The sequence below is a fragment of the Algibacter sp. R77976 genome, from assembly GCF_044594645.1.
Classification (GTDB): Bacteria; Bacteroidota; Bacteroidia; order Flavobacteriales; family Flavobacteriaceae; genus Algibacter_B.
Window position 1 is genome coordinate 588,814 of the sequence record NZ_CP138989.1, and the last position, 16,513, is coordinate 605,326.

The following is a 16,513-nucleotide window of genomic DNA, read 5'->3' on the forward strand; positions in this document are numbered from 1 at the left end:
TATAGTTTTACAAAAGTTCTGATAAAATATTGATATTATCTGGTAATCTGCCGACATTCTGAAGCTTTAAGGCTGCTAATTGCAATGCGACTTCTAAACATTTTTCAATGGGCTTTTCTTTAATATATGCAAACAAAAAACCTGACCAAAAAGCATCACCTGCTCCTGTTGCATCCATCACCACATCAATTTTTATAGCGGGCAATTGAATGATTCCTTTTCCTTTTTGGGAAAACTTCACACCTTTACTTCCTAGGGTAAGGCAAACCATATCTACCCCTTCATCATGAAAAAACTCAAATATTTTTTCGTGATGTAATTTTTGCTCAAAAAGTCTTTGCATATCATCTTCGCTAATCTTTACCAATGGATTAAACTTACAATACGCCTTAATGACTTTTAAAGCTTCTTCTTGACTACTCCATAATTTTTTAGCATAGTTAATATCTATACTTAATTTACACCCTAAGTTAAAAGCTTCTTCAGCTTTTTTTATAATGGTGCTTTGAGCAGGCTGCTTGCTTAATGCAAAACAAGTAGTATGATATACTTTAGTGTTTGAAAGTGTTTCATTTGAAATTTGATCTTCATTAATATGAAAATCGGCTTCTCGAAATGGAATAAAATCTGGCGTACCATCTGTTCTAGAAACAAAAATTACGCTTGTAGCTTTATTATTTAATTTTATAATATTCTCGGTATTAACTCCGATTGCTTCTAGTCTTTCAAAAATATATTCACCAAACCCATCATTACCAACCGTTGCAACCATTACAGATTTAAGTCCTAACCTTGCTGAATTCATGGCTACGTTTGTAGGTGAACCACCTAAATATCTATGATAATCTCTTGTGTTATTTATTTGAACACCTGTTTGATGCCCAATAAAATCTACAAGTACTTCTCCAACACATAAAATATCTATATCTTTAATATTATCTTTCAAAATCAAATTATTTATTTATTTACCAGCCAAAAATGGTTAAAATTTAATGTCCGCCACCACCTGTTAGAACAACATCTTCATCGCCTTCGATGTCCTTTGGCTGTTTAAGACGTAATGCCAATATACCAGCAATTATAAAAAAGATACCCCCAAATAAAATAGCATTGACAGCACTATTATCCAACAAATTTTTAACCACTGGGCCGAAAGTTAGCGTTTGAATTCCCATGGGTATAACTATCATCATGTTTAAAATACCCATATAAACACCTCGGCGCTCTTGCGGTACTATTTTAGAAACCATTGAATAGGGAATTCCCATCATAGCCGCCCAACCAATACCAAATAAAATCATGGGTAAAATAACCAAAAGTGGATCTTGAATATATGGAATACAAAGCATTGCAATACCTGTTAAAAACAAACTGAATACATACACTTTTTTACCACCAAATTTCAACGCAAGCGGTACCAATGCCAATGCAAAAACTATAGTAGATACATTGTATGTTGTATTCATTTTAGCAGCTTGACTTAAAGCTTGAGAACTATCAAACCCCATACTTTCTTTAAACATGGGCGCAATAAACTGCCAATACACAAACAAAGCATACCATTGAAACAGATAAACCGCCGATAATTTCCACATGAACTTTGGCATATCTTTTATAGCATCAACAATTTCTTTAAATGGTGTTTTTATTCGGTCTGAAAGCGGCATTGCATTATGCCTTTTAATTTCCTCGAATTCATCATCAGAAGGTGGTATTTCAGGGGTTTTTAATACCGACCATAGAATAGTAGAAACTGATAGAATAGCACCAATAAAAAACGAATAGTACAACCACTTAGGTATTCCGCTTGAAGCTTCAACTGCTTCTGCAGCACCAAACCAATCTTGGAATAGAAATATGGATGCATTTGCTAATACAATACCTGCTCCTACGAATAAACTTTGCATTTGGTAACCAAAACTTAATTGCTTGTTTGGTAGCTTATCGCCAACAAAAGCACGGTATGGTTCCATAGCCATATTATTACCAACATCAAGAATCCATAGCAAGCCTACTGCAAACCAAAGTGCTGGACTAAATGGAAATGCAAACAAACATAAACTACCAATTATAGCTCCAATAAGAAAGAATGGTTTACGTCTTCCCCAACGTGGTGACCATGTTTTATCTGAAATGGCTCCAATTATAGGTTGAATAATTAAACCTGTTACAGGACCTGCGAGGTTTAATAAAGGTAAATCTTCATGATGTGCTCCTAAAAATGAAAATATAGGATTAACGGCTGTTTGCTGCAAACCAAAGCTGAATTGAATTCCTAAGAATCCTACGTTCATATTAAAAATTTGCCAAAAGGATAAGCTTGGTTTTGTAATTTTCATCATTATTTAATTTTAGAGGAGTCTAGTTTTTTAAGAAAAGCTTCAAAATCCTCACCATTCATTATAAGTTTGCCATTAAAATCTACAACAGGTAATGACAAATTATCAAGCGAGATATTTGCTTTTTGTAGTTTGATTACCATTTCTCTTTGCCTAGTAAGATTTATATCTACATCATAATACGTGAAATCAATTTTTTTTTCTTTTAAATATGTTTTAGTATCGACACAGTAATGGCAGGTATCACTACCATAAACAATCATTTTTTGCAATTTTTTTTGAGTCGTCAAGGTATCATCTAGATTTGGATTTACTACTTGTCCAAAACCAACTTTTCCTATAGTAATAATTAATATTATTGAAAAAACAAAAGCTTTCATTGTATAAAATTTTTAGTTAAAAAGAGTTGGAACTTAGCATAAAACCCCAACTCTTTAATTAACAAACTCAAATCAAACTAAACTAATCATTTAAAATTTATATTGTAAAGATAGTGTAGAAGAACGACCACTAATTGATCTAGCTCTTACTAAACGATCTCCGCCAAAAGCGCCATCACCATTTCCTTCAACTTCTGTAATACCTACAGTATCAAAAAGGTTGTTTACACTTAACACTAATGAAAGTCCTTTTGTTAAACCAGCTCTACCAATTAAGTTAAAGTAAGCATAAGCTGGCATTACTAAATCGTTATCATCTTGAGCATAAGATTTAGAAGTCCCTAATACACTTAATGCTACGGCATGTTGCTTATCGTCACCAAAATTAAAAGATGGAGATAAGTTGTATACTAAATCGGCTTGTCTTCTAGGAGTATTTCCTTTGTTATCACCACCATCAATTTCTGCTTTGGTCCATGTAAAAGAACCATTGAATGAAAAGTTATCTCCAAATGCTAAGGCAGTTTCAGCCTCTAAACCTAAAGCTTTAAACGGGTTACCTACTGTTCTATTTAGTTCATTACTTATACCTTCATCAGTATTACTCATAAATCCAGTAAGGTTAAGTGTTCCGTTGTTAAGTCTTTTCTTGTATCCAACTTCTAGTTGCGATAATTCATCAAACTGTACATCTGCTAATCCATCTGTTCCGTAAGTATTTCTATCTGCAGCTCTACCCGAAGCACCAGAACTATATCTTCCAAATACTGCAGCACCATCGTTTATTTTATAATTAAGACCTAATGAATAAGACACAAAATTATAGTCGTCGTTAACAATTTGTCCAGCATTACCAGCTATAACAGGAACTACTTGCTCGATACCTTGAATAGTACCATCGCCATCATAATCATATTCACCCTGACTTGTAGGACCTCCTGCAATGGTTCCATTTACATTAACGTTTTCAAAACGAACACTACCATCAAAATTTAATTTCTCAGTAATATCGGCATCAACACCAACATAAGGTGAATTTACATTATGTACCGTATTATACCTACGTTGGCAACAGTTGCCCCAAACTGGCGTACCATAAGAGTACTGACCGTTTCTTGAGAAACCATCAAAATCTGCTAATCTTGCTTCGCCACCACCTTTTACTTCAGAAATAAATGAACTCCATTGCCATCCTATTTTTGTGTTTTGTGTCGCCGTAAATAAACCTGCTGTTACTCCCACATTATCGCCTAATTTCTTAGATATTTTCGTATCACTAAAAAAGTTACTTAAATCGTCTACAGTAACATCAAACATGTGAATAATTTGCGCTAATCCGTTAGATGGATTAAAAGCCTCTCTATCCCCATCTGCATAAACCAATGGTTCTGCTCCTGCCCCGGCAGCAGCTCTTGCTGTTGCGTCAATTTCTGCAACCGTACCAACAGCAGCTGTAAATGGACTAACCCATTGTCCGCTATTGTTAGAGTATCTCGCTTTACCAGCAATTTTCCAATCGTTACCTAAATCAAAAGAAAACTCTGCACCTAAAGCTTTAGAAATTGGATTGTTACCATTACTAACATCATTAACGTGTCTTCCGCCACCATCAAAAGGATTTGTAGCAGCACTTTGTTGTAAATATGCAGAGTGATTAGAATCACTAGTAATATCAAAACCTGGTAGGTTAGAATATGTAGGATTATCATTATCGCCCTCTAACAACATTGGCATTGGTAAATACATTACAGATTTATCATTTAAAAACTTAGCATAAACACGTACATAACCTTCATCAAACTTTTTAGTAAGGTTAGCTTTAAACTGCCCACCTTTATTACCTTGATAACCAATTTCTCTTGGACCTTCTCCTGTTCTCATAAACCCACCCATATGGTAAGATAATCCATTACCTAAAGGTTGACCGTATTCAAAATCTAATCTACTCGTTTGATAATCTAAACCAAAAGTTGTTCCTAAAGAACCACCTTCAGTTGCACCAGTTTTACTAATCATATTAATAATACCTGCTGGCCCGTTTGATGTTTGTGTAGATGCTGAACCACCTCTAATAGCTTCAACTCTACCAATATTAGAGTCAATTCTTAAAAAGTTATCCGCATTTCCAAAAGAAGTATCTCCAAATAAATTTAAAGGCAAACCATCTTCTTGAATTTGAAAGTATCTAGATCCACCAGAAGATACAGGAACACCACGCACATTAAAGTTAGCATTTCCTTCACCACCTGATGATTCTGCACGGATACCTGGTACATTTCTAAAAAGCTCACCAGCACTTCTTGGGGCAGCTTGCTCAATAAGTTTAGCGCCAATAGTAGATACAGAAATACTAGATTCTAATCTAGATTTAGGGTTTACTACACCGGTAACAATAACTTGGTCTAAAGATTGTGCATCTTCTGCCATGGTAATATTAATAGTAATGTCGTTACCAGAAACCGTTATGTTTTGGGATGTTTTAGCATACCCAATAAAGGTAGCAACTAAAGCATAATCTCCATTTTCTACATTACTGATAGAATAATTTCCATCAAAGTCGGTTACAGCACCCTTAGTAGTACCCTCTAAAATAACATTTACACCTGGTAAAGGCACTCCTGCTTGGTCTTCAACATTCCCCGAAATTGATTGCGCTACCGCAGTACCAACCGAAAGAAGCATCAAAATCAATAAAAAGCCATTTTTTCTAATTGAATTCATTTTGTTTTAATTTAGTTATTTAACAAATTATCTAGTTTATTTTTGTCAAATCTATATTTTAAGCTTAGTAAATTTATGATAAAACCAATCGAAAACGTTTTCGAAAACAACGAAAACGTTTTCGATTTAGCTTTTTTAATTATATTTACTTAATAAATTATATTCCATTTTATGAAACCTGTTACTTTAAAACAAATTGCCGAGGAGCTAAATATTTCAGTTACAACAGTATCAAAAGCTCTTAAAGACTACCCAGACGTTAGTAAGAAAACTAGAGCACAAGTTCGGGAATTAGCAAAAACACTAAACTATAAGCCCAATACTTTTGCTGTTAATTTAAGAACGAAAGAATCTAAAACCATTGGTTTGGTGATTCCTGTAATTGTTCATCATTTTTTTTCTAATGTAATTAAAGGTATCATTTCTCAAGCTGAAAAAAAAGGATATTTAGTTATCATCCTACAATCAAACGAATCTTACGAACTTGAAAAAAAGCAAATTGATTTATTGTTAAGTCAGCGTGTAGATGGAATTATTATATCATTAGCTAACGGAACGGCAGATTTTAGTCATTTAAACGAAGTAGTTACTCAAGGAAAACCACTTGTAATGTTCGATAAGATTGCTAAAATTGTAAAGTGCTCTAAAATAATAATTAATGATAGGAAAGCTGCCTACATAGCCACTCAACATTTAATAGATACAGGCTGTAAACGTATAGCGCATTTTAGAGGTGCTTTATTACCTCAAAACTCAATTGACCGATTTCTTGGTTACAAAAAAGCCTTATTGGACAACAACTTACCGTACGATCCCACCCTAGTTTATATTTGCGAATGCGGCGATATGAGTTTTGAAGAAGGCAAAAAAAATGCAAATCAATTATTAAAAGACCATGATGATGTAGATGGTATTTTTATAAATACCGACTTGGTAGCGATTGGAGCGATGACTGAGTTTAATAAACAAGGTGTTAAAATTCCTGAAGATATAAGTATTGTTGGGTTTAGTAACTGGTTTATGTCTTCGGTTATATCTCCTACCTTAACAACTATTGACCAACCTGGGTTTAAAATGGGTAAAACAGCATTTAAGCAGCTATACAAGGAAATAAAGGCTATTAAGAATAAGAAGCCTAAAGCCCCTAAAATAATTACACTAGAAACGGAATTGATTAAAAGAGAATCTACTAAAAACCCAGCGTAAACTCAATTACTTTAAAAAATTGATGTTTCTTTTTAAGCCTGAAAACTTGGTGCGTTTTACCGCAGATTTTTGAAACACTTTTTTAAAAGTATCTTCTGTAATCTCCTCCCAATCTTTCTTTGACATAGATAATAATTCGGGATGCGGATTAAAAAGTGGTTCATTATGGGCTTTTGAAAAACGGTTCCATGGGCATACGTCTTGACACACATCGCAACCAAACATCCAATCGTCTAGTTGCCCTTTAAAGGCCGACGGAATATTTTCTTTTAACTCAATAGTGAAATACGAAATACACTTGCTACCATCTACTACATAAGGCTCCGTAATGGCTTCTGTAGGGCACGCATCAATGCAGGCGGTGCAAGATCCGCAATGATCTGTTGTTGCCGAATCGTATTCTAAATCTAAGTCAATAATTAATTCGGCTATAAAATAGAACGACCCTACCTGTTGGGTTAGTAAATTACTATGTTTACCAATCCATCCTAAACCAGATTTTGCTGCCCAAGCTTTGTCTAAAACTGGTGCAGAATCTACAAATGCACGACCATTTACTTCTCCTATTTCATCTTGAATAAAATGTAAAAGTGATTTTAATTTATCTTTAATAACGAAGTGATAATCGGTTCCGTAAGCGTATTTAGACAACTTAAAGCTATCTTTATTTTGTGTTTCTGATGGATAATAATTCAATAATAAAGATACGACACTTCTTGAACCTTCTACTAATTTTGTTGGATCTAAACGTTTATCAAAATGGTTTTCCATATAACGCATTTCGCCGTTCATGTTTTTATATAGCCATTTTTCTAATCGTGGTGCTTCTTCTTCTAAAAAACTAGCTTTACTTATTCCGCAAGACAAAAAACCCAAACGTTTTGCTTCGGTTTTTATTAGAGAAGCCCGCTCTCTAGCTCTCTCCATTTTGGAGAGAGAACTCAAACTCAAGTTTTTTTTAGTATTCATAATATCTCCTCCCTTTTGGGGAGGTTGGAAGGGCTTCAAAACAACCCGCCTTGCGTTGGCCCTTTTACCTTCCCTAAATGCTTATAAGCCTGTTCGGTAACTTCACGACCGCGAGGTGTTCGCATGATGAATCCTTGCTGAATTAAAAAGGGTTCGTAAACCTCCTCAATAGTTTCCGAACTTTCGCTTACCGCTGTTGCAATGGTTGAAATACCAACAGGACCACCTTTAAATTTCTCAATGATTGTGGTTAAAATTTTATTATCCATTTCATCTAAGCCATGAGCATCAACATTTAAAGCCTCTAAAGCATATTTGGCAATTTTAATATCTATACTTCCGTTCCCTTTAATTTGAGCAAAATCTCGAACACGACGTAATAAAGCATTTGCAATACGCGGTGTACCACGGCTACGTCCTGCAATTTCGATAGCTGCTTCCATGGAAATTGGTACATCTAAAATAGTAGCACTACGCTGAATAATGGTTGTAAGTAAATCTGTTTTATAATATTGTAATCTGCTCTGAATTCCAAAACGCGCACGCATTGGTGCGGTTAACAAACCTGAACGTGTAGTTGCACCAACTAATGTAAAAGGGTTTAAATTTATTTGCACCGTTCTTGCGTTGGGTCCAGTTTCAATCATGATATCGATCTTATAATCTTCCATTGCAGAATACAAATACTCTTCTACAATAGGGCTTAATCTGTGAATTTCATCAATAAATAAAACATCCCGCTCTTCAAGGTTAGTAAGTAATCCTGCTAAATCTCCCGGTTTATCTAAAACAGGGCCAGATGTTATTTTTATACCAACACTTAACTCATTAGCCAATATGTTTGCTAAAGTAGTTTTTCCTAAACCTGGAGGCCCATGAAACAAAGCATGATCTAACGCTTCACCACGTTGGTTTGCTGCCTCAACAAAAATTTGAAGATTTTCTAATACTTGATCCTGACCCGTAAAATCATCAAACGACAGGGGTCTTAATTGTTTTTCAACATCTAATTCTTCAGGTGAAAAATTTTCGTCAGTTGGATCTAGGTTTTCGTTCATATCTATTTCCTGCGAAGGCAGGAATCTCTTTTATTTTATTGAATAAGCTTTTGCAAAAGTGGATTCCTGCATGCGCAGGAATGACAAAAAAGAACACTACGTTTCTTTTTTAACAAATATAAAGAAAAAGCCTTTCCGAATTGGAAAGGCTTTTTAAATAATTTGGTTGATTATAGGTTGGTTAAAAAAAATTGTTATTTATTTATGAGATTACGACCTGCGCAGGAATTTTATTTTAAAATTGTAAACTCACAACGTCTGTTAATATCGTATTCTCTATCATCGCAAATACCTTCTTTAATACACTTATTAAGTGGTTGCATTTCGCCATAACCAATACTTTTTAATCGGTTTCTTTCAATACCTTGACTTACTAAATATTCTAGTGTTGAAGCAGCACGTTTTTTAGATAAATCTAAATTGTATTGATCGGGTCCTCGGGCATCTGTATGTGCAGATACTTCAATTTCCATAGATGGATATTTCTTCATGATATCTACTAAAACATTTAATGTAGTTGCAGCATCTTCACGAATAACGGCTTCATCAAAATCAAAGAAAATCTTATCTAATTCAACTTGTACCACCTTTTCTTCATTTCTCTCGTTTTCTTTGATACGTTCTTCCGCATCAGCAAAAGACTCTAAAGACAAATAAATATTGTGTTGCACTTTCCCTTTACTATCTGTTGAAAACTCAACATCTTGAGGAATATATGCTTTTCTTGTTCCACGAACTTTATACCTTTTGTTTGGTTCAATTTCGAATTTATAATATGCATCATCACCAACTATTGTATCTTGAATTACAGTATCAGATTCATCAAATAATGTTACTAAAGAACCCGCAAGTATTTCTTTGCTGTTTAAATCTTGAACAATACCTTCTACTTGATAAATGGTTAATGGGTTTTTTTCTCTTGCAAAGCCAAATAATCTATCATACCCTGTGCGGTTTGAAGACACATAGCCTTTATTGTTTTTCTCTCTAATAACATATGCAAAATCGTCTAAATTACTATTTATAGAGCTTCCTAAGTTTACTGGCTTATCAAATGAATCATTTACCATATTACTTCTAAACACGTCTAATCCGCCATAACCTTGATGACCAATTGATGAGAAATACAACACATTAAACTCACTTATAAAAGGGAATTGTTCTCTATGTTTTGTATTAATAGTTTCTCCTAAATTTTCTGGTTCACCATAAGTGCCATCAGCGTTAATAGAAACTCGATAAATATCAAAACTTCCGTAAGTCCCTGGCATATCGCTAGCAAAATAAAGTGTTTTTTCATCTTTACTTAAAGCTGGATGTTCTGTACTGTATGCATCTGATGTAAATGGTAATGCTTTTACATTGGTCCATTCACCATCTACTAATTCGGCTTTATAAATTTTAATATGAGCAATACGTATCTCCCCTGTTTTTGTACGGGTTTCGTTTGTTCTATTAAAATACATGGTTTTACCATCTTTACTTAATACTGCACTACTTTCGTGTGTACTTGTATTAATGGCATCAGAAAATGGTTGAATATCTTCCAATACATTTTGACTTGTGAGTGTTGCATTATATAAATCTAAATATGGCAACTCATTCCATGAATATGCTGGGTTTTCTGAGTTTCTTGCCGAAGCAAAAGCAACTTTATCCTCACCATAAAAAGACAAACCAAAATCGCTACTTGAATTTTTATTTTCAATTTGTTTTAAATTGAATGTGTGCGGTGTTGTTTTATCTGTTTGCTCAATAAAAGCAAGTGTATTGAATGGCTTATTATAATACCTTCTTAAATGCTTATCTGCTTCTTTGTATTCTTTAACTCCTTTTAAAGCTTGAGCAAATCTAAAATGATAATTAATATCGATAGAATCTCCATATTCTACAAAAAGCTCTCTGTATGTTTTAATTGCTTTTTGAAGACTAGAGTTGTAATAATAACTATCTGCTAAATTTTGAAGCACTTCTTGATTGCGCTCTTTAGTTTCATAAATTTCTGCGGCATCTTTATAAGCTCGCATTTCAAAAAGCTTATTAACACGTTTTAAGTTTTTCTTTTGTGCATGAGACAGTCCACTAACTAATAAAAGGCCTGCAAGTATGTATATATATTTTTTCATGTTTTCCTTGTATTAAATTTAGAAGAATCTAGGTGAACGATCATACCCTGTTTTAAATCCGAATAAATCGACATCAAACAAAATGAATATTTCATGTGAACCTGAATTGAAATCTCCTAAGTTAGTAGTTGTATAATCATAGGCATAACCTACTCTAAGCTCTGGTGTAATTCTGAAATTCACCAAAGCACTCATAGCATCACCTAAACGATAGCCTAAACCAGCTTCTAGTTTTTCATTAATTAACACATTAGCTGTAATATCTAATGCTAATGGCGCTCCTTTTACACCTCTAGCCATAAATGCGGGTTTTAGTTTTACGTTACTATCAATATCGAAAACATATCCGCCGGTAAAGAAATAATGTACATTTTGTACACCAGTTGCTTTAATACCGTTTTCGTTTTCAAGATGTTTTGTAGATAACATGTTTGGTGCAGACAACCCTAAATAATAGCTGTCTGTAAAAAAGAATGCACCAATACCCATATTTGGGAAAGCTTTACTGATGTTTTCATCGAAGGCTTGATCTGTACTTGAACCACCTGATTGTAATTGAAAGCCATCAAAATTAGTATCAAAAAGTGTTACCCCTGCTTTTACACCAAAGGATATTTTACTTTCTATACCAACTGGCAACACATAAGCAAAATCTGCATAGATGTTATTTTCGTTTACTACATCACCAATATTATCGTTTGTAAAAGAGAGTCCCATCTCAATTTTGTCGTTAATAGGTGTATGGGCAAAAAAGCTTCCTGTTTTAGGAGCGCCATCTAGGCCTACCCATTGTGTTCTGTACAAGCCTCCTAGATTTAATATCCCTTCTTCCGCAGTAGCGTAGGCCGGATTTATAACACTCATGTTGTACATATACTGAGTGAATTGAGGATCTTGTTGTGCATTACTTTGATATGACAGTATAATTATACTTAACAAAGCAGCTATCTTATGATATATATTTAAATGTTTCATGTTCTTAAATTTTGCTTTATAAATAAATTATCTGCTTAAGTATAAGCGTCCTTGTTCTGGTTTATTTTCTCCATCGTTAAAATTGAAAATGTAGAAATAAACACCAACGGGTAAATCGCCTTTTGATACGACTCTTCCTTGATTGGAAGTCCCATCAAATCGTGGTGTATTTGCATTTCCTTTATAAACAACGTTTCCGTTACGGTTATAAATTTCTATTTCGAAATTTGGATATAAAATGGCTAGATTATCTACATCGAAAGTATCGTTTGTTCCATCTCCATTTGGAGAGAATCCATCAGGAATAATAAGTTTACCACAGTTTGTTAAATCTGGAATAACTTCTAAACGCACACTACTTTCACAACCTGTTATTTGATCTACCAATGCGACATAGTATGTTGTATTGGTTAACAAATCACTTTCTGAAAAAGCAGTACCTCCTGTTGCAGTATCATACCATCTTAAATTATCTAAAGTATTATCATGCTCCAATATATTATCAGACAATGTGCTAATTGTTGGATTGTCGTTAATACAATATTCTAATGTTGAATCTTCTAACGTTGGCGTTGACGTATCATTTACGGTTACATTAATTTGAACTGCTATAGATGATTCGCAACCATTACTAGTTTGAGTTGCATAATAATCTTCACCATCAACTAAATCGTCTGTAAGGAATACAGGGGTAGTCAATGCTATATCGTCATACCAGTTAACCGTTCCTGATGGACGTATACTCGCTGCTAAATCTTCAACTGTTGGGTTGGTTGATAAACAAAATTCAGGATCTGCATCTAGAACAATTATTGCTGGTGTATCACTAACAGTAACTATTATATCTGCAGTTGAATCTGGAGAACAAGGTGCAACAGCTGTTACTGTATACGTATATGTATTTGATGTATCGACCGCTGGATCAAAAACACCTGTTGTACTTGTTAATTCTGGTGACCAAACACCTCCACTTTGAGCATCATTTCCTAATAAGGTAAATAAATCTATTGAATCATCACCTGCACAAATAGCAAGGGTATTATCTACTCCTGCGTTTGGTGCTAAGGTTACTGTTACTTCAACTTGATTTGTAAATGTTCCACAACTATTTGTTAGTGTGTATGTGTAAGTTCCTTCTGCATCAACTAAAGGATTAAAAACACCTGTTGTACTTGACATTGCTGGCGACCATACACCTCCTGCATCAGCACCACCAAGCAATGAAAACAAATCTGTTGTTCCGTTATTACTGCAGGTATCTAAAGTCGGGTTTATAGTTGCACCAGCATTTAATGGTGCTTCTATAGTGATTGTTATGGTTTCACTATCATCTACACATGGTGCAGACCCAGTTACTAAATAAGTATAATTATACGTTCCTGCTGAAACTCCTGTCACATCCAAAATATTACCTAATAAGCTACCTGCTCCATCGTCATTTTGCCATGTCCCTCCGGTATCTTGAGTACCGTCTAATCCTGTAAATAAATCAATACTACTATTATCATTACAAGACAAAATAGCTGTTGTATTTGGATCACCAGCATTAGGGCTTTGATAAATCGTTGCAGTTACTGCCGTTCTTACTGAAGATTCACAACCTGTTGTCGCATCCGTTTGAGTTGCATAATATATTTGAGCATCTACTAAAGCGGTTGTATCTGCTAAAAGATTTCCATCTGCGGCTGCATCATACCATCTTATTGCTGTTCCTGTTGCAACCAAATCGGCAACCGAAGCTGTATCACAAAATTCTTGTGGCGTTGCAGCTGTTGGCGCTGGCGTATCATTTATAATTATACTAACGGTTACATTAACATCGTCACAACTTCCAATGGCATCAACATCATAAGTAAAATTATAAGTTCCCGCAGCAAGACCATCAAGTGTTACTATGTTCGCACTTAAAGCTCCTGATGTACTATCATCACTCCATGTTCCTACTTGATCTTCATCAGCTAATAAATCAAATAAATTATATGTTTGCCCAGTAGTTATTTCGGCAACACAAAATTCTTCTGGTGTGTTTGCAGTTCCAGATTCTGGAGCATCTTCAACAGTTATTGTTACTGTTGAACTATTTGTACATGTATTAGCATCGGTTATTGTATATGTAAAATTATATGAACCAATTGCTAATACTGTTAAATCTACATTACTTCCTGTTAAGGCTCCTGATGTATTATCGTCTGTCCATGTTCCTCCTGAATCTTCTCCTGTTAACTGAGCAAATAAATCTAATGGCGAATTAGCCACTAAATCATTTTCACAATAGGTTGGTGATGATGGCGTTCCTGTATTTGGCAGAGGGTTTATTGTGATTTGAACCGTGACTAACGGATCGTCACAGCTTCCAATCGCATCAACATCAAAAGTGAAACTATATGTTCCTGGTGTTAATCCAGATAAATCTACTAAATTTCCTGTTACGGCTCCAGTTGCATTATCATCACTCCATGTTCCTGTTTGATCTTCACCTTCTAATAAATCGAATAAATCGAAACTTTCCGATCCTTCTCCTTCACAAAATATTGCTGGAGTATTTACTGTTCCAGATTCTGGAGCATCTTCAACAGTTATTGTTACTGTTGAACTGTTTGTACATGTATTAGCATCGGTTATTGTATATGTAAAATTATATGAACCAATTCCTAATACTGTTAAATCTACATTACTTCCTGTTAAGGCTCCTGATGTATTATCGTCTGTCCAAGTTCCTCCTGAATCTTCTCCTGTTAATTGAGCGAATAAATCTAATGGCGAATTAGCCACTAAATCATTTTCACAATAGATTGGTGATGATGGGGTTCCTGTATTTGGAAGAGGGTTTATTGTGATTTGAACCGTGACTAACGGATCGTCACAGCTTCCAATCGCATCAACATCAAAAGTGAAACTATATGTTCCTGGTGTTAATCCAGATAAATCAACTAAATTTCCTGTTACGGCTCCAGTTGCATTATCATCACTCCATATTCCTGTTTGATCTTCACCTTCTAATAAAGTAAATAAATCGAAACTAGCTGGTGCCGAACCTTCACAATATTCTGGAAACGTAGATACTGGTGTTCCAGATTCTGGAGCTGGCTCAATCGTAATTGTAATAGATTCAGTATCAGAACATGTACCATTATCTATGGTATAATTAAAAGTAAAAGGACTACCGGTTACTGTAAGTGTGGTAATATCCAAAGAATTTGAAATTGTATTGTTACCAGCGTCTGTCCAAGTACCACTATTATTATCTTGTGTGCTATCTAAGGCATCAAATAAATTATATGGTGAATTTGAAGCTAAGTCATTCTCACAAAACACATCGTTTAAAGCATTTCCTGCATGAGGATCTTCAAGAATAATAACTTGTACTGTAGTAAATTCCTCTGGACATGGGTTAGGGGACACATTTTGAGTGTATGTATAATTATATGTTCCTGCTGTAAAACCTGTTAAATCAATAATAGAATTTCCTCCAGTCCATTGTCCACCAAGATCATGATTCTCTAATAATGAAAACAAATCAAAATCTGTAGGTAAACTAGCTTCACAAAATGACGCTGGATTAGCAGCAGATGCATTTCCTGAACTTAGTGTTTCATAAACTGTAATCGTTACAGTTGAAACACCATCTGGACAAACACCATTACTAGGAACAGTATAAGTAAAAGTATAAGTTCCTGCTGTTGTTAACGATGAGATATTAACTGTACCTAAATTTCCGTTTGACGTTGTTAAAGGCCCTGACCAACTTCCTGTCGATTCTTTTGGAGCACCAAGCTCATCAAATAAATTAAAATTTGAAGCTGGTAAACTATCATCACAATATTCTAAACTACCAGGAGTTCCTGCATTTACAGGATCGTCTATATTAACTACAACTTCTATTGCATTACTTTCGCAAAACACATCATTAATTTGGATATAATAAGTATTACCATCCATTAACAGCGTAGATAATGGTAATGCAGGTAAAATTGGGTCTCCAGAACCATCTATGTTTTCATACCAACTAAAGTTTGTTTCAGTAGTTCCAGGGTCTAAATCTCCAACCGTTGGATTACTATCAGAACAAAAAGCTTGAGGTGTTGAAGGTGTTGGGTCTGTTGGCGCACTAAAAACTCCTAATTGAGCAAGTTCTAATTGACTTTTGCAACCGCCGCTATCAACAAATACTACATAATAATTTGTGGCTCCTATTGGAACAGAATCTGTAGTATTGGTTTGATTTATTAAACCTAAATCATAATAAACTTCTACTGAACCTCCACTTGGTATGCTTCCTAGTAATACATCATCAATATAAGTTTGTATTGATGCATTTTCATTACTACAATAAATTTGATCTAAATTTTGTCCAGTAGAATCTAAAATAAAATCTATCGTTATAGATTCTCTAGATCCACAAGTACCCGTATTATCATCGGCATAATAAATACCTTCTTGTAATAATTGATTAGAATTAAAAGGACTACCTCCAGTTAATGAATCATACCATACAATACCGTTACCACCATCAGAAGCAAAAGCATTTAAATCATTAAAAGTGTAACCTGAAGCATCACAAATAGGTGGTGGATTTGGGTTGGTTACTGTTGGACATTGAGCATTTGCTTTAAATAGTGCCAACAGAAATACCACTGTAAAGGTCACAAATGTTTTGGTAAACCTGAATAGGGATTTTGTTTTCATAGATTGGGTTAATTTATAATTAATAATAGCAAGTAGAAATAAAGTATAATATC

The 16,513-nt window shown here is 34.5% G+C and carries 10 protein-coding genes; 1 reads left to right on the forward strand and 9 read right to left on the reverse strand.

From position 1 onward, the window contains the following. Positions 1-7: 7 nt before the first annotated feature. The 4 genes from SJY43_RS02600 to SJY43_RS02615 all read right to left on the reverse strand — a co-directional run bounded on the left by SJY43_RS02600 (position 8) and on the right by SJY43_RS02615 (position 5,440). Positions 8-946 (reverse strand): carbohydrate kinase family protein, encoded by a 939-nt coding sequence (locus SJY43_RS02600; protein ID WP_396602291.1) that lies wholly within the window; start codon positions 944-946, stop codon positions 8-10. 43 nt (positions 947-989) lie between these two features. Next, positions 990-2,339, reverse strand: coding sequence for an MFS transporter (locus SJY43_RS02605; protein WP_396603382.1), 1,350 nt, complete (start codon positions 2,337-2,339; stop codon positions 990-992). A 2-nt stretch (positions 2,340-2,341) separates the two neighbouring features. After that, on the reverse strand, positions 2,342-2,719 hold the full coding sequence (locus tag SJY43_RS02610; RefSeq protein WP_396602292.1) for a glutaredoxin family protein: 378 nt from the start codon (positions 2,717-2,719) through the stop codon (positions 2,342-2,344). A gap of 90 nt (positions 2,720-2,809) precedes the next feature. Beyond that, positions 2,810-5,440 (reverse strand): TonB-dependent receptor domain-containing protein, encoded by a 2,631-nt coding sequence (locus tag SJY43_RS02615; protein ID WP_396602293.1) that lies wholly within the window; start codon positions 5,438-5,440, stop codon positions 2,810-2,812. A gap of 171 nt (positions 5,441-5,611) precedes the next feature. Here SJY43_RS02615 and SJY43_RS02620 point away from each other — a divergent pair, with 171 nt between their 5' ends. Next, positions 5,612-6,646, forward strand: a complete 1,035-nt coding sequence (locus SJY43_RS02620) for a LacI family DNA-binding transcriptional regulator (protein WP_396602294.1) — start codon at positions 5,612-5,614, stop codon at positions 6,644-6,646. A 6-nt stretch (positions 6,647-6,652) separates the two neighbouring features. On the opposite strand, the gene queG is transcribed toward SJY43_RS02620, so the two are convergent. From queG to SJY43_RS02645, 5 genes are all read right to left on the reverse strand, one after another. Beyond that, positions 6,653-7,573 (reverse strand): tRNA epoxyqueuosine(34) reductase QueG, encoded by a 921-nt coding sequence (gene queG / locus SJY43_RS02625; protein ID WP_396603383.1) that lies wholly within the window; start codon positions 7,571-7,573, stop codon positions 6,653-6,655. A gap of 77 nt (positions 7,574-7,650) precedes the next feature. Then, complete coding sequence (gene ruvB / locus SJY43_RS02630) at positions 7,651-8,673, reverse strand: Holliday junction branch migration DNA helicase RuvB (protein WP_396602295.1); 1,023 nt, start codon at positions 8,671-8,673, stop codon at positions 7,651-7,653. Positions 8,674-8,903: 230 nt separating this feature from the next. Beyond that, the gene (locus tag SJY43_RS02635; RefSeq protein WP_396602296.1) at positions 8,904-10,799 is read right to left on the reverse strand and encodes an OmpA family protein; all 1,896 of its coding nucleotides are present in this window, start codon (positions 10,797-10,799) and stop codon (positions 8,904-8,906) included. Positions 10,800-10,817: 18 nt separating this feature from the next. Continuing rightward, the gene (locus SJY43_RS02640) at positions 10,818-11,774 is read right to left on the reverse strand and encodes a type IX secretion system membrane protein PorP/SprF (RefSeq protein ID WP_396602297.1); all 957 of its coding nucleotides are present in this window, start codon (positions 11,772-11,774) and stop codon (positions 10,818-10,820) included. Positions 11,775-11,801: 27 nt separating this feature from the next. Beyond that, positions 11,802-16,460: a gliding motility-associated C-terminal domain-containing protein gene (locus SJY43_RS02645; protein WP_396602298.1), complete on the reverse strand. Its 4,659-nt coding sequence runs from the start codon at positions 16,458-16,460 to the stop codon at positions 11,802-11,804. Between the last annotated feature and the right edge of the window lie 53 nt (positions 16,461-16,513).